The organism is Actinoallomurus sp. NPDC050550 (assembly GCF_040655075.1).
Classification (GTDB): Bacteria; Actinomycetota; Actinomycetes; order Streptosporangiales; family Streptosporangiaceae; genus Actinoallomurus.
In genome coordinates this window covers 1-14,175 of the sequence record NZ_JBFAJC010000054.1, presented here as the reverse complement: position 1 = coordinate 14,175, position 14,175 = coordinate 1, and the positions used below count along the sequence as shown (strand labels likewise).

Annotated in this window: 14 protein-coding genes; 6 read left to right on the top strand and 8 right to left on the bottom strand. The window is 69.3% G+C overall.

The genetic code is table 11. The features are described from left to right. Window positions 1–110: 110 nt before the first annotated feature. Entirely contained in the window at window positions 111–836 is a 726-nt protein-coding gene (locus AB0I04_RS43965) for a hypothetical protein (RefSeq protein ID WP_360898773.1), read from the bottom strand. A 223-nt stretch (window positions 837–1,059) separates the two neighbouring features. Continuing rightward, on the bottom strand, window positions 1,060–2,775 hold the full coding sequence (locus tag AB0I04_RS43960; RefSeq protein WP_360898771.1) for a hypothetical protein: 1,716 nt from the start codon (window positions 2,773–2,775) through the stop codon (window positions 1,060–1,062). Between the two features lie 436 nt (window positions 2,776–3,211). On the opposite strand from AB0I04_RS43960, the gene AB0I04_RS43955 reads away from it, so the two are divergent. The 3 genes from AB0I04_RS43955 (at window position 3,212) to AB0I04_RS43945 (ending at window position 5,232) form a co-directional block, all read left to right on the top strand. After that, window positions 3,212–3,808 carry a TetR/AcrR family transcriptional regulator gene (locus tag AB0I04_RS43955; protein WP_360898769.1) on the top strand — a complete coding sequence of 199 codons (597 nt, stop codon included), beginning with the start codon at window positions 3,212–3,214 and terminating at the stop codon, window positions 3,806–3,808. Next, window positions 3,805–4,167 (top strand): DoxX family protein, encoded by a 363-nt coding sequence (locus AB0I04_RS43950; RefSeq protein ID WP_360898767.1) that lies wholly within the window; start codon window positions 3,805–3,807, stop codon window positions 4,165–4,167. Before AB0I04_RS43955 ends, AB0I04_RS43950 begins: the two co-directional genes overlap by 4 nt. A 333-nt stretch (window positions 4,168–4,500) precedes the next feature. Then, the gene (locus AB0I04_RS43945) at window positions 4,501–5,232 is read left to right on the top strand and encodes a trypsin-like serine protease (protein ID WP_360898765.1); all 732 of its coding nucleotides are present in this window, start codon (window positions 4,501–4,503) and stop codon (window positions 5,230–5,232) included. A 125-nt stretch (window positions 5,233–5,357) separates the two neighbouring features. Here the strand turns inward: AB0I04_RS43945 and AB0I04_RS43940 are convergent, their stop codons facing one another. Beyond that, a complete protein-coding gene (locus AB0I04_RS43940) occupies window positions 5,358–6,233 on the bottom strand; it encodes an alpha/beta hydrolase (protein ID WP_360898763.1) in 876 nt (291 codons plus the stop codon). Window positions 6,234–6,364: 131 nt separating this feature from the next. After that, the gene (locus AB0I04_RS43935; protein WP_360898761.1) at window positions 6,365–6,745 is read right to left on the bottom strand and encodes a helix-turn-helix domain-containing protein; all 381 of its coding nucleotides are present in this window, start codon (window positions 6,743–6,745) and stop codon (window positions 6,365–6,367) included. 73 nt (window positions 6,746–6,818) lie between these two features. On the opposite strand from AB0I04_RS43935, the gene AB0I04_RS43930 reads away from it, so the two are divergent. Continuing rightward, entirely contained in the window at window positions 6,819–7,748 is a 930-nt protein-coding gene (locus tag AB0I04_RS43930; protein WP_360898759.1) for an NADP-dependent oxidoreductase, read from the top strand. Window positions 7,749–7,934: 186 nt separating this feature from the next. On the opposite strand, the gene AB0I04_RS43925 is transcribed toward AB0I04_RS43930, so the two are convergent. Together AB0I04_RS43925 and AB0I04_RS43920 are read right to left on the bottom strand one after the other, a co-directional pair. Beyond that, the gene (locus AB0I04_RS43925) at window positions 7,935–9,143 is read right to left on the bottom strand and encodes a hypothetical protein (RefSeq protein ID WP_360898757.1); all 1,209 of its coding nucleotides are present in this window, start codon (window positions 9,141–9,143) and stop codon (window positions 7,935–7,937) included. After that, window positions 9,140–9,697: a sigma-70 family RNA polymerase sigma factor gene (locus tag AB0I04_RS43920; protein ID WP_360898755.1), complete on the bottom strand. Its 558-nt coding sequence runs from the start codon at window positions 9,695–9,697 to the stop codon at window positions 9,140–9,142. The genes AB0I04_RS43925 and AB0I04_RS43920 overlap by 4 nt, the downstream gene beginning before the upstream one ends. A 97-nt stretch (window positions 9,698–9,794) precedes the next feature. On the opposite strand from AB0I04_RS43920, the gene AB0I04_RS43915 reads away from it, so the two are divergent. Next, window positions 9,795–10,130: a hypothetical protein gene (locus tag AB0I04_RS43915; RefSeq protein WP_360898753.1), complete on the top strand. Its 336-nt coding sequence runs from the start codon at window positions 9,795–9,797 to the stop codon at window positions 10,128–10,130. 64 nt (window positions 10,131–10,194) lie between these two features. Here the strand turns inward: AB0I04_RS43915 and AB0I04_RS43910 are convergent, their stop codons facing one another. Further along, on the bottom strand, window positions 10,195–12,498 hold the full coding sequence (locus AB0I04_RS43910) for a LuxR C-terminal-related transcriptional regulator (protein ID WP_360898751.1): 2,304 nt from the start codon (window positions 12,496–12,498) through the stop codon (window positions 10,195–10,197). A 199-nt stretch (window positions 12,499–12,697) separates the two neighbouring features. Then, on the bottom strand, window positions 12,698–13,324 hold the full coding sequence (locus AB0I04_RS43905) for a TetR/AcrR family transcriptional regulator (protein WP_360898749.1): 627 nt from the start codon (window positions 13,322–13,324) through the stop codon (window positions 12,698–12,700). 321 nt (window positions 13,325–13,645) lie between these two features. On the opposite strand from AB0I04_RS43905, the gene AB0I04_RS43900 reads away from it, so the two are divergent. Beyond that, on the top strand, window positions 13,646–14,175 hold a 530-nt coding region (locus AB0I04_RS43900), incomplete at its 3' end, for an alcohol dehydrogenase catalytic domain-containing protein (RefSeq protein ID WP_360898747.1).

The window sequence follows — 14,175 nt, the reverse complement described above, 5'->3', positions numbered from 1 at the left end:
GGCGCGCTCCGCGCTCGGCCGCGGTCATGTACCGGTCGGGGATGCAACGGAACCGACGATGTCACCGAATCGGTTGTCCGCAGGCGGCTCTTCTCCGGTATCCGGTGGGATCATTCGCTGCGGGGCCTGGGCTCCTTCACCTTCATGGCCCAGGCGATGAAGCGGGAGATTTGGGGCAGTGAGGGCTGATCCTGCCGACGGTCCGGTAGACGGCCGTCACCGGTGACCGGCGTTAGGCGCGCGATGTGGTTGAACTCCGCCCGCAATCGCAGCCAGCGGCGGCTCCGCGGATCGGCGCGTTCGGCGAGCCGATCCTCGATGGCGTTCTGGACAGCGAACTCGACGGCCTGGTTGACGCGCGTGTGGTCGGTGACGCCGTGCCGGAACTGCGTCTCAGGGTCGCGCGGGCCGGGAATTTGCCAGCGGGCGGCCTGAGGCCGGAGGACGGCGCTCCGCAGCGCTTCGGGGTCGGCCATGTCGGCGCGGTGGTAGAAGAAGTCGGCGCGCGCCTCGCGCATCCGGCGGCGCACGGCGTCGTCGAAGAAGTGCCCGGTCACCGCGATGATGATGAGCCGATCGGACCCGTGCCGCCGGATGTGCTCGACGACCGCCACGCCGGGAAACTGGTCGTGCTCGCGGCGATGATCGGCCGCGTCGACCAGCACGACGTCGGCCTCGTGCCACGGGTCGGTGACGGTCATGGCCTCGTCGTGGTCGAAGCTGGCGATCATGCGGATCTGCTCGGACTCGGACAGCACCGCCGCCATGCCCAGGCGGTTCACCGCGTCGTCGTCGACAATGATCACACCCGTGCGCGCGCTGCCCGTCCGCGCCATCTCCGCCTCCCACGCCGGGAACCGACCGTTCTCAATGATGCTGGAACCAGCCGCAAATGACCACCGAGTACGGCATTCCGCAAGCATCGCCTGCATTTGCTGACGACATCTTCGACGTATGCTCGACCGGGACGGATCCGACGCGTCCCGCTACGAGCCACATGGGCGATGCGGTTGTTCGGAAACCTGCTCGCACAGACCGACGTGCGGGCGGGCCGTCCGCTCATTCGGTACGGAGGGCGGACAGCAGGGCGCCGATCTCGTCGAGGCGGCGCTCGATCTCCGCCCCGACCTCCGCAGGAATCGACGCCCGGGCCGCCCGGTAGCGGTCGCGTACCTGCTGGACGGCCTCGGAGGTCAGTCCGATGACGAGCCATCGTCCCCGTCGGAAGCCCTCCGCCACGGCACCGTTGTGGACGCGTTCCATCTCCGCCCGCAACTCGGAGGAGTCGGCATCCATGAGCCGCCGCAGGCCCAGCACCATGGCGATCGGAGCGACCAGCCACGGGAGGCCGATCAACATACCGATGATGCTGAAGCCCCTCGGCATCGCCGCCATCCCGGCCCCCACCGCCAGCACCGTGCCGACGAGCACGAGCACCCGCCGCCGACGCGACAGGTCACCGGCGTGCGCGACGAACAGCGGGCCGAACCACTGCAGGAAGAACAGGAACGGCACCCGCGTGCTGTCCGGGCGCATGAACGCCGTCGACAGCACCGAGTCGGTAGCGCCGAGTACGAGGCCGACGATCACCAGCCTCGCCGCCGTGGTCGCCGGGTCCGTGCCGGGCCGCGTCAGGCTCAGCCAGCACGTCGCGCCGAAGACGACGGCGAGGGGAACCGTCACCCACAGCGGTGTGGCCTCCCACTGCGGCAGCGAGTGGATGAGCGTGAGGATGGCGCCCACGCCGAACGCGAACGGCGCGATCTGCAGCGGACGCGGCCGCGGCCCCCGGTCGGCCGGTATCACCAAGCGCGTCGTGCCCACCACGACGATCTGCTCGGCACCGACCGGGCCCTTCGCCGGAACCTCGACCGGCACCGTCCCGCGCGGGGCGAGCTCCTCCAGCAGCCGTTGCAGGTGCTCCGCCTGGGCCGGCGACAGCAGCAGCGTCCCTGCCCCCGGCGGAACCCGGAGCTCCACGTCGGCGGACAGGTCGGGGCTGCGGCTGTTGTACAGGCGCTGCCATCGGATGAGCGCGACGCCCAGATACGTGGCCTGGCGCGAGCACGCCTCGGCGAGCTCGGCCTTCCACCCGGAGAAGGGGAACGGCCGGGGCGTCGGCTCGTAGGTCGAGATCAGTGGCCCCGTGCGGACGAGCAGGTCGACGACCGAGTCGGCGCTCATGGCGACGCTGTTCTGGCCCGAGAGCTCCGCCTGGCCGACCGCTGCCTCGATGGCGTCACGTGCCGTCCTGGCCTCGCCGCGCCAGCGTGCCCGCAGGACGTACGACGCCAGGACACCCCCCGCACCCCAGGTGGCCGGCCACAGGTAGACCAGTGGCGCCGGCGGATACCCGGCGAGGTGCAGCGCCGCGAGTGTCGCCGTCCCGACCAGCGCGGGCACCAGGAGGAACCACCGTCCGTACCAGAGCCCCATCTCGAAGGCGAGTGGCGTGGCGGCGACGGCAGCGGTGTCCGCGGCGCCGTGCAGGGCGACCGCCCACAACGCCACGTCGACGGTGTCCAAGAGGATGCGGACCCCTAACCGACCCGGGCGCGGCCTGCTGGAGAACGACCCGATGCGCAGGTCGAGCACGACACAGCCCATGGCGGCGAGGACCAGCACCGCCGGATACCCCGAGTGGATCACCATCAGCGCCTCGATCAACCGTGTGGCCACACGGAGGCTGCGGAACGCCTGCTGGGGGAAGTGCGAGGAGGATCTGGGCACCAGGCGGTCCAGATCGAGGTCGGCGGGGAGCCCCCAGTCGGTCATCGGCGTGCCCGGTCGACGAGCCGGCCGTCACGGGCGGGACACGACATGATCGTCACCCCTTCTCGCGGACGCGGTCGTCAGACCCGGATCGTACGTCGTACCGGTCGGCGAGGCCTGTCTATGCCGACATGGCGCGCGTTCTGAAGGAGCGGAACGCACTCCAAGCGGGGGCGCGGGCGCCGCCGGACTCGCCGCCCTACGCCGGCCACGCCCGGCCGTGGCCGCGCGTGCGGACGAGACCGCGCGCACGGGTGAGGGGACGGTGCGATGAGTGCGCCGTACCTGTGGGCCACGATCGCCGCGGTCGCGCTGCTCGCTTTCGCGGTCAAAGCCGTCGGCCCGGAGCGGCAGCCGCGACGGCGCGGCTCCGGCTCAACTGAACGTCCGTCTCATCGAGCGGTTGCGAGCAGGCCGAGTCCGCGCTACGTTGCTGAACGTGTTCACTGAACCTGTTCAGTCTCGGGCGCAGCGGCGACAGCTCTCGCGGGAGAAGGTGCTCGCGGCCGCGGAGCGACTGTTCCGCGAGCAGGGCTTCGACGCGACGACCGTCCGGCAGATCGCCGCCGAGGCCGGGCTCAGCGCGGGCAGCGTGATGGCGGTGGGCGACAAGCACGGGCTGCTCGTGGCGATCTTCGACGGCTGGATCGATGCCGTGCACCGAGAACGCGACCGAGCCCGAGCCGAACGGCCGTCGGCCGACACGGTCGACGACGTCATCGCGCTGGTCGAGCCGTTCGTTGACTACTTCGCGCTCGACCGCGAACTGTCACGCGAATACGCGGCGACGATCGTGCGCGGCCGACACGACTCTGCGATCTTCCAGAACCTCGGGCTGACCCTGATCGGCGAGATCCAGCAGGTGCTCTCCCGAGCGGGGCACGACGAGGACCGTGCGGGCAGGGCGGCCCGGTCGATCTACTTCGCCTACCTCGGCATCCTGATGACGATGTCGAACGGGGCGCTTCCCGATGACCTCGGGCGCGAGCAGTTTCGCGACGTCGTCAGCCTCATCGTGAACCGGTCGGAGGAATGATGTTCGACGTCCCGAGCCTTTGGTGGCCCACGGCGCTGCTCGCCCTCGCCCTGCTCGTTGACGCACTGCTGTCGATCCGTCCACCGGCCTTCATCCGGGGCTGCCTCGACGGGGTAGGCCTGCCCCGCGAATGGTGGTGGACACTCATCGTTATCAAGCTGCTCGCCACGGCAGGCCTTGTCGCCGGACTGGCGTACGACGGGATCGGTCTCGCGGCGAACGCGGGGGTCGTCGCCTACTTCCTGTGCGCCGTCTACGCCCACATCCGGGCACGGTTTCTCCGGAAGGAGTTCTGGCTGAACTGCCTGGGAATGCTCTCCCTCGCGGTCGCCGTCCTGACCGTCTCGTACGTCGTGTGAGTGCCCGCCGACCTTGTAGGACTCCCCGTCGTCGGTGACGACGGGAGCATCCCCGCGGGCGCGGGGCCGGCACGTACGTCATCTCTGACCGGTCCGGTGCGGCAGAACCATTCCCACGGAGGCGACCACGCCGTGAACGTGGCCTCATAAACGGCGTTGGAACCTTCTCCGCACCTTGTCAATCGGGTCCGAGCGATGGCCGCGTGGCGCTCTTGCCGAGGGTGTCGGCACCGGCCAGTGGAGGGCGAACTACGCGTAATCGGAAACTTTTTGATCTGACGGCGTATCTACACCACCGGTAAGGCCATGCCCCGAGGAGAGGAGCTGTTCCGGATGGTGCGTCGCGTTCGTGTGCTGTTGGTGTCTGCGTTGTTGCTGGTGACGGGCTCGGTGATGGTGTCCGGGCCGGCCTCGGCTGTCATCGGCGGGTCAAAGAGCACTTACGGCCCATGGGCGGTGCGCATGCTCGTCGACGGCAAACCGGTGTGCACCGGGACGGCGGTCACGACGCAGTGGGTCATCAGCGCCTCGCACTGCTTCTTCGAGCAGGCGCAGCCGGTCGCCGACAAGCGGATCTCGTTCCGGGTCGGCAACCTCGACATGCGTAAGGGCACCACTGTCCGCCCGGTGGGCAAGCGGGTGGGAAACTCGCGCGCTGACATGATGCTCATCAAGGTCTCGCCGATGAAGATCCGCCCGGTGCGCCTGGCCAAGGCCCATGTCCACCCCGGTGAGATCGTGCGGCAGTACGGGTGGGGCGCCACCTGCACCAAGGATGAGAACACCTGCCAGTCGCCCGTGCTCAAGCAGTCGACGCTGCGGGTCGTACGGTCGGACGCCCGCCGCTGCGAGGGCTACGCCGAACCGGGCGGCACGGACTTCTGCATGGAGAAGGTGTCCGGGATTCCCGCCGGCGGCGACTCGGGAGCCCCGGTGATGAGCATCGGCGCACACGGCAAGGAGACCCTGCTCGGCGTCTTCTACGGCTCCGACCGAGAGAAGATGGCCGGGGCCGGGGAGATCGCCCAGCAACTCGCCTGGATCCACAAGGTCACGAAGCGATAGGGCAGAGCGTAACCCCCGAGGCCGATCCCCGCGCGGGGATCGGCCTCAGCGCATGGTCGATCCGCCGTCGACGCTGAGCACCTGGCGGGTGACCCATTCGGCGTCGGGATGAGAGAGAACCACCGTCAGCCGGCAACGTCGAGGACCTCGTGCAGCTTGCGCGCGAAGGCCGCCGGCTGCCCGGCGTACCCGAACTCGCCACCGACGAAGCCGCCGTGGTGGCTCGGGAAGACCGTCACCCGCCGGCCGAGCAACTCGGCCAGCGCCACCGAGGTACGTCCGGTGAAGGTGCCCAGGGACTCCTCACCCACTGCGATCACGACCCGCGTCGGTACTGCGGTAAGCGCATCGACGTCGGGCCGGTAACTGCTGACCGCCCACGACCGGTCGGACAGCAGCGGATCCTCACGGGATCCGTCATCCTCGGTCGGCATCCCGAACACGGCGGGATCCGGCGCGGGCTGGGCGAAGTAGTCCTCGGTGAACTCCCCCTGCCACGACGTCATCACGATGAAGGCCGCCATGCCGGCACCTGAGCCCTTGCCCTCGTAGGCATCCCGGACGCCGGTCCGGGCGCGCTCGGCGGCCTGGGCGTCGGGGAGAACCGGAATGAGCGGCGGCTCGTGCGCCACCAGGGTGGTCACGTCATCGGGGTGGGCCGTCACGAGGGCGAGCGCGGTCACCGCACCGCCACTGCTCGCGAACATCTCGACCGGGCCCGCGCCGAGCGCCTCGATGACCGCGTGCACGTCGGCGGCCTGGGTCCGCGGCGCATGGTCGACCCGACCGTCCTTACGGACGCTGCGGCCGAGGCCGCGCGGGTCATAGGTGATCACGGTGCGCTCGGGGAAGTGCGACGCCAACGTGCCGAAGCCGCCGGCGTCCATGGGCTGGCCGATCATGACCAGCGGCGGCCGTCCATCGGCGGTCGGCAGCGTGCCGTGGACGTCGTAGACGAGGTCGACCTCGGGAATCTGGAGCATCTGCGTAGTCATGACCATGTTGACCCCTTCCGCGCCGAGAACTCATCGGCCCCTACCCCGCAACGCCCCGACACCGACGACCGGGACCCACCACCTCACCTTCACCCGCAAGTCCTGAACCTAACGTCCGAACACGGCGCGGTACCGCCTCAGTCGCCATGGGCGACCGGCTCGGGATGGGCGTCGAGCGCATCGAGCACCGCGTCGCCGTTCGCCCTCGCCCACTCGGTCAGCATGTGGATCGGATCGATCAGCGTCGCCCCGAGCGCGGTGAGCTCGTACTCGACACGGGGCGGCACCTCGGCGTAGGCGTGGCGGCGGATGAGTCCGTGCGCCTCGAGCCGTCGGAGCGTCTGGGTGAGCATCTTGCGGGAGATGCCGCCGATCAGCTCGATCAGCTCGCCATGGCGCACCGGGCCCTCGCTGAGGCCGTAGAGCACGACCACCGTCCACTTGTCGGCGATCAGCTCGACCGCCAGACGCGCCGGGCAGTCGGCGAGAAAGAAGTCACCGGGACCGAAACCGCTCATGGCGCCTAAGGTACCTGCGGGTTCCTATCGGAAACCTAGCCTGGGTTGCTCCCCCTCCAAAGCCAGGAGAGTCATGCGAGTCATCACCCAGCAGACGCTCGGCGGTCCCGAGGTGCTCACCATCGTGGACGCGCCCGAGCCCCAGCCCCTCCCGACCGAGGTTCTCGTCCGCGTCAAGGCGATCGGGCTGAACCCGCTGGAGGCGCGCCTGCGCGCCGGCGAGTTCCCGCTGATCGGCCGGCCGCCGTTCATCCTCGGCTGGGACATCAGCGGCGTGGTCGAGGAGGCGCCGCAGACGTGGCGGTTCAGGCCCGGCGAAGAGGTGTTCGGGATGCCGCTGTTCCCGCGGGCGGCGAACGCGTACGCCGAGGTCGTGTCGGCGCCGGCGTTGCACCTGGCACGCAAGCCGGCGTCGCTCTCGCACGTCGAGGCGTCGGCGCTGCCGATCGTCGGGCTGACGGCGTGGCAGGGCCTCGTCGACCTCGGCGGCGTGACCGAAGGCGACCGCGTCCTGGTCCACGGCGGTGGTGGCGGGGTCGGCCACGTCGCGATCCAGATCGCGAAAGCGCTCGGCGCGCACGTGATCGCGACCGCCGGCGGGAGCAAGCGGAAGTTCGTCGAGGGGCTCGGCGCCGACGAGGTGATCGACTACACGGCGGTCGACTTCACCGAGGCGGTCCGCGACATCGACGTCGTGCTCGACACGATCGGCGGCGACACCGTCGAGCGGTCGCTCGAAGTGCTCCGCCCAGGCGGTCACCTGGTGACGGCGGTCGCCGAGGAGGATTCGGAGCTCGCCGCCAAGTACGAGGCGGCAGGCATGCGCTTCAGCGGCATCGCGGTCGACCCCGATCCGGTCGCCCTGCGAGGTCTCGTCGAACTCGTCGAACAGGGCAGGCTCCGGGTCCACGTGCAGGAGACCTTTCCGTTCGAGCGCGTCGCCGACGCGCACCGGCTGCTCGACGGCGGTCATCTCCAGGGCAAGCTCGTCCTCACCGTCTGATCCCGTCGTGGGGCCTCGCGTGAGCGAGGCTCCACTGATGAACGGCTGGTACCCCCCCGCCTGTGGCGGCTGTTCGCGACCGCGCGGTTCTCCGGGCACCCCGGCGGTGGGCTGGAGTGCCCGGAGGGACGGCTACTTCCAGCGGGCGATCAGGGGACGCATGCGCTGGTCATCGCCGGTGACCGGTCAGGAGGCGGGGACAGCACCGATCTTGTCCACCCAGCCCTGGCGTTCGTAGGCGTTGTACTCGCCGGGGCCATTCTTGCCGGTGCCGGGCAGCGGCTCGTCGTCGAGGAGCTGGGCGGTCACCGGGTCCACGACCAGCCGGATGGGCACACCGTCAGCGGAGATGGCCACGCCGGACCTGCCCTCTCGATCCGTGATCCGTCCGGTGACGTGGACGGACGGGGAGTCCGCGAGGATCCGGTAGAGCGCCGCGCGCGTGCCGGGGGTGGTCGGAGTCCTGAGCAGCTCCGAGGCGGCGACGAAGACGTACTTCCCGAAATCGGCCCTGCCCTTGGTGTCCTCCTGCCACAGCTTCCGCAGGTGGCCCTCCAGTCCGCTCTTGGTCGTCGGCAGCTTCGGGATGGTCTTCCACTCGATCTCGTGGCGGCCGATGTAGGGGTTCGCCAGGTGCGAGCGCCCGTCGTACGTCGTCGTTCGCGGTTTGGACGCCGTCGTGAAGCCGTTGACGTTGAGAGGCGGCGAACCCGCCGCCCGCCAGGCCGCCTCGTCCTTCTTGGTGGGGAAGCTGACCTGGACGTCCAGCGGCAGGCGCGATCGGAACCGCATGCCGGTCCCGCCCGGAAGGGCGCACGCCCAACTCTCGTCGCTGCTCGCGCCCCGCGCCTGGAACGTCTGGGGCTTGACCCGGGGAATCCTGGGGGGCTTGACCTGCGGGTTCGGGCTGCCCTGGGGGCTCGGGCTGCTCTGGGGGACCGGGCTGCTCTGGGGGACCGGGGTGACACCCGGGCTGGGCTTTTCGAAGGGCGCCAGGTGGTCATCCCACGTGCGCGTCCGGCTGTACCAGCACGTCCCTTGGGTGGCGGGCTGCTTGGCGACCGTCTCCGCGCTGGCCAGCAGGAACGCACGGGTGTTGATCGCTCCCTTCTGGCCGGTGGTGCCGTTCCCAGCCGTACGGCCATCGTGACCGCCGGACAGCACGCCCGCGGCCAGCACCGCCGTGGCCGCCACCACCGCCGTCGCGCTGGTGGCGAAGGCCAGCCGCCGGACCGGCCGCCGTCCCGGGACCAGACCCCGGCTCACGGGGGCCGTGCCGGTGCGCGCGCGGACCAGTGACGTGTCGGGACGTCGTTCATAGGCCGCGTTGGCGAGTTCATCGACCACTGCGGGCTTCAGAGCGTTGATCATGCTGTCGAGTTCGTTGTGCTTCACAGCTTCTCCGGGATGACTCGGTCGTGCGAGACACGTGTGGGAGTTCGCGTGCCGGGTTCGTGGGACGCCTCCAGCGCCCTGGCCAGCCGTCGGCGTCCGCGGTGCAGCCGGACGGTGAAGGCGGCGCGGGAGCAGCCGGCGACCCGGGCCGCATCGGCGGGCTCGAGCCCGTGCCAGGCGGTCAAGGTGACCGCTTCGGCCTCCTTGGGGGACAAGGTGCGCAGGGCTGTTAGGGCCTGGTCACGGGCAACGACGTGGTCGGCGGCATCCCAGGCGTGCAGGTCCGCGTCGGTGGTCAGGCCGGCCAGCCGGTCGACCAGGCGGCGCGCGTGTCCGGCGGCGCCATGGGACTGGCGGACGAGGTTCCTGGCCACGGCCAGCAGCCACGGCAGCGCCCGCTCGGGGATCTCATCGACCTTCCGCCACGCGATCGTGAACACCTCGTTGGTGACGTCCTCGGCCGCCTGGGGCGCGACCCGCAGCACGACATAGCCGAAGACGTTGCGGTAGTACGTCTCGTAGAGGCAGGTGAATCTGGCCTCTTGCTCGTCCACGCCACCTCCTCTCTTCTCGGGACAGGACGCCAAGAAGTCGAAGAAGACGTCACCGGATTACGCGACAGTTCGTTGATTCTTCGCGATGAGCCCTGCCGTGCGGTCCGTACGAGGCGCGTCGGCCGGTCTTCCGAACGACACGCCGGGCGGCGCCTCGCCGAACTTCTCGAAGGGCCGGACCCCCGAGCAACGCGCAGCACTCGCGAATTCACTCATCGCCGGGTTCTGGCCGATGCGCGCCGATCAGGCGTTCGGCTGGCCACATCTCCTGGACGGATCGCCGCTGCCAGGTGACAAGCAGCTGCTCGCCCTGTCGAGCGGCGATCCCTGGGGAGAGTGGAGTGAAGGCGGAAAGGTGAACTTCATGATCTCGAACGCGGCGCTCCGCGCCGGTGACTTCACTCAAGTAGAGGCCTGCCCCAACGGCTGGTGAGAGCGGACACCGAGTAAGGCATTCCATGGCGCCTTCCAGCGCATGGTCCACCGGCGATGCTGACTCACATTCTTCCGTCGCTCTGCTCGGCTTCTTGTGCGTGGACCCAGACGGCGATTTGTGTGCGGGAGGTGAAGCCGAGCTTGGCCAGGATGCGCTCCACATGTCCCTCGGCGGTACGGGAGGCGACGACCAGCTTGGCCGCGATCGCCTTGTTACTCAGCCCCTGGGCGACGAGCCGGGCGACTTCGGCTTCGCGGCGGGTCAGCGGCTCCGGCTCCGGCCTTTCGGCTCCTTCCCCCGGCGAGGAGGGCTCTTTCAAGGCGTAGGCGACGGCCTGCTCAAGGGTCAGACCAGTGCCGCGGTGGAACTCCGCCTCGTAGGCGTTTTCGCCCAGTAGAGCACGGGCCTGGGCCACATACCGGTCATGCTGGGCGATGAAGTACTCGGACCTCCACAAATATCCCCCGATGTCCTGCCATGCCCGCTGGGCGGCGCCCAGCAGGCGAGTGCCCCGCGCGCCCTCCGCATCGGCGATGAGAGACCAGCCCAGGTACTCGATGGCGGGAATCACGCCGAAGATGTCGTTGAGCCCCCGATGGATGCGCAGGGCGTCCTGCAGGGAGGTGATGGCCTGCCGGGTCCGCTCCGGGTTCGGCGGTTCCTGACTCCTCAGAACGAGGGCATAGGCCTGGAGCAGGTGAGTCAGGGACCAGTGCTCCCCATGCGCCCGGCACAGGGCGATGCCCTCTTGGCAGAGTTCGATCGCCCGCTCGGTCTCCCCGAGGAAGCCCGTCGCCAGCACCAGAGGGGTCCAGCCCGACATCACCAGCACGTCCACCTCACCCAGAGCACGGGAACGGGCCAGCATCTCCTCGCCTCGCGCCCTGGCCCGGGGCAGGTCGTCACCGAAGAGAGCGGCCAAGGCCTCCACTCCGTTGGTGTGCATCAGGCCCGATTCATCTCCGCGCTCCCTGAGCAGGGCGCGGCTCTGGTCGAGCAGGGCGGTTCCGGTCTCCGCGTCCCCTTGTGCGACGGCGAGTAGTGCGTGTGCCCGCAGAGCCTTGGCCCGGTCCGTGGAGGCTTCGGCGTCCAAGGCCAGGGCCTGGTCCAGCCACTGTCGGCCTTCAGCCAGCAGGCTGCTGTTCAGCCAATGGATCCACAGCGCGCTGGCGATGCGCAGCCCGGCTCGGGCCTGGCCAGGGACGGTAAGGCAGTAGTCCAGAGCGGTACGGAAGTTGGGGTGTTCGGGGGCCAGCCGGGCGAGCCAGCTTCGCTGGTGCGGGCCGAACCAGTCGGCCTCGGCATGTTCGGCCAGCCGCAGGAACCAGTCACGGTGCCGGTACCGCAGCCGTTGCTCCTCCCCCGATTCAACGAGCCGGTCCCGGCCATACTGGCGGATGGTCTCCAACATCCGGTACCGCGCCTTACCCGCGTGCTCCTCACAAATCAGCACCGACTTGTCCACCAGCGCGGCCAGCAGATCAAAAATGTCGTGCCGATCAATGCCCTCGCCGACGCAGACCGCCTCAGCGGCCTCCAGATCCAGGCCGCCGGCGAACACCGAGACCCGCGCCCACAACAACCGCTCCTGGGCGCTGCACAGCTCATAACTCCAATCGATCAGCGCCCGCAAGGTTCGATGCCGCGCCAGCACCATCTGCGGCCCACCGGTCGGCAACCGGAACCGATCATCCAGCCGATCCACCAATTGCTTAAGCGAAAACGACCGCAAACGCACTGCGGCCAACTCGATCCCCAGCGGGATGCCGTCCAGCCGCCGGCAGATCCGCGCCACCGCCTCCCTATCACCAGCGGTGACGGCGAACCCCGGTCGCGCCGCCGCGGCACGCTCGGCGAACAGCCGTACCGCATCACTACACATCAGCGCCTCAGCGGAATCATGATCGCCCGGCAGCGGGAACGGCAGTACCGGCAGGCACCGCTCACCGTCGATGACCAACGGCTGCCGGCTTGTGGCGACGATGCGCACCTCCGGTGCCGCACGCAGCACCGCATCAGCCAGGACCGCGCACTCACGCAACAGATGCTCACAGTTGTCCAGCACCACCAACGCCCGCTTGTCGTGCAGGAACCCCAGCAGCACCTCCATGGCCGACCGCGCAGAACGGTCATGGATCCCCAGCGCGTCGACCACGGTCTCGGCCAACAGCTTCGGGCTTTCCAGCGCGGCCAACTCCACCAGCCACACCCCATCCGGGAACGCCCGCCGCACCTCCCCGGCCACTCGCAGGGCCAACCGGGTCTTGCCCACACCTCCGGTGCCGACGAGAGTCACCAGCCGCGCATCCCCCAACATGCGCCGCACCTGAGCCACCTCCTTGCGGCGGCCCACAAAACTCGTCACCTCCGCCGGAAGGTTTCCTTTACCCTGGCCCGGCCTGCACTCCATCATCTCATCCTAAATCCGCGATAAGAGATCACGGCGGACCGAATGGCGCGTAGTGGTACCGCGAATTAGGATGCGGTAGCGCTTCGAGTAGGAAATTCTCGCAGGACTGGTGCCGTCCGATCCTTCGGGGTTTCGGTGCCCTGCGGATCACTCGTTACTTATCGGGGACGGCCGTGCTCGGGACCACGACGTCCTCGTGCTTCTCGGGTCCGCTGACGCCTAGGGGTGCGGTGAGCGCCCGCAGATCTTCGAAGGTGTCGGACACGAGCTTGTCGAGGTCCTTGTCGGGGTGAAGGAGCCAGACGGCGGCGACGTGGTTGAAGATGGCCATGCCGACCCTGGCCGTTAGTGCGGCCGTTGGTTCTGGGATGCCTCTGTCCCGGAGCGCGGTGGTGAGGGTCTCGGTCAGGATGGCGGTCTTCGCCTGTTGGCGTTCGCGGAGGGCCGGGGTGGCGGCGATGACGCGCTGAAGCGGTTCGGAGAAGCGTCGGTTGCCCTTGAGGAGAGGCACGGCGGAACGGTAGGCCCATAGCAGCGTGGGGAGCGGCGCGAGGGCTCGGGGTGCGTTGGCCACGCCGGTGGCCAAGGTCTCGCGCAGAGCCGTTTCACCTTCGAAGAGGACTTCACGCTTGTCGGCGAAGTGCCGGTAGAAGGTGCGCTCGGTGACGTCGGCCCGGGCGGCGATCTCGGCGATGGTGACCTGATCGAAGCCGCGCTGCTCGTAGAGGTCGAGGGCTGCTTGCCGAAGGCGCAGGCGCGCGGGTCCTCCATCGCGGGGCATCTCACCAGTATAGGACGGTAGTGACAGTGCCTGACGTTAAGGCTGCGGGTTGCGGCAGGCGGCAGGCGGCAGGCGGCAGGAATCCTCGCGCGCTCCGCTGCCTGAACCACGTAGCGACAGAGTCTGTCGCTACGTGCTAGCCTGGAGAGGTAGCGACAGTCTCTGTCGCTACGGCTCGTTCCCGAGATCGGCGATCGCTTCGCCCGGCCCGGCCCACGTCCCGGACAAGGGGGCCTGCGTCCAGGGCAGGTCGACGTGACGCCCGTTGTCATCCGGCCAACCCTCGCGTCAGCCTTCGAGACCTGTTTATTGGAGAAGAGCATGAATGTCCGTGCCTCCACCGCCACCATGAGCGGAGTCCGCTTCCACGATTACGGAGAGCCGACCGACGTGCTGCGGATGGAGCAGGTCGCCATTCCGGATCCCGGCCCAGGTCGCATCCGCGTGGCCGTGCACGCGTGCGGGCTGAACCCGGCCGACTGGGCTCTGTGCCGCGGGCTGTTCCCCGGAAGGCTTCCACGCGGCATCGGCCTCGAAGTGTCGGGGACCGTCGACGCGATCGGCGACGGCGTCACCGACGTCGCCATCGGCGACCGCGTCCTGGGCAGTGCCGACTACGCCGACGGGCCCAGCGCCGGCGCGGCCGACTTCGCGGTCATGAACAACTGGGCTCGCGTTCCCGCCGGGCTCGACCTCGTGCAGGCGGCCGCGCTGCCGATGGCGGTCGAGACCGCCTACCGCCACCTCGAGGGCCTGCGCGTCACCTCCGGCCACACGCTGCTGGTGCACGGCGCCGGGACGACGGTCGGATTCGCCGCCGTGCAGATCGGCCTGATACGCGGCGCCCGGGT

Bases quoted from the DNA above. Each gene is read 5' to 3' on its own strand.
- AB0I04_RS43905 (WP_360898749.1), bottom strand. From the start codon at position 13,324: ATGCCCCGCGATGGAGGACCCGCGCGCCTGCGCCTTCGGCAAGCAGCC.
- AB0I04_RS43930 (WP_360898759.1), top strand. From the start codon at position 6,819: ATGCGAGTCATCACCCAGCAGACGCTCGGCGGTCCCGAGGTGCTCACC.
- AB0I04_RS43960 (WP_360898771.1), bottom strand. From the start codon at position 2,775: ATGACCGACTGGGGGCTCCCCGCCGACCTCGATCTGGACCGCCTGGTG.
- AB0I04_RS43965 (WP_360898773.1), bottom strand. From the start codon at position 836: ATGGCGCGGACGGGCAGCGCGCGCACGGGTGTGATCATTGTCGACGAC.
- AB0I04_RS43950 (WP_360898767.1), top strand. From the start codon at position 3,805: ATGATGTTCGACGTCCCGAGCCTTTGGTGGCCCACGGCGCTGCTCGCC.
- AB0I04_RS43945 (WP_360898765.1), top strand. From the start codon at position 4,501: ATGGTGCGTCGCGTTCGTGTGCTGTTGGTGTCTGCGTTGTTGCTGGTG.
- AB0I04_RS43940 (WP_360898763.1), bottom strand. From the start codon at position 6,233: ATGGTCATGACTACGCAGATGCTCCAGATTCCCGAGGTCGACCTCGTC.
- AB0I04_RS43935 (WP_360898761.1), bottom strand. From the start codon at position 6,745: ATGAGCGGTTTCGGTCCCGGTGACTTCTTTCTCGCCGACTGCCCGGCG.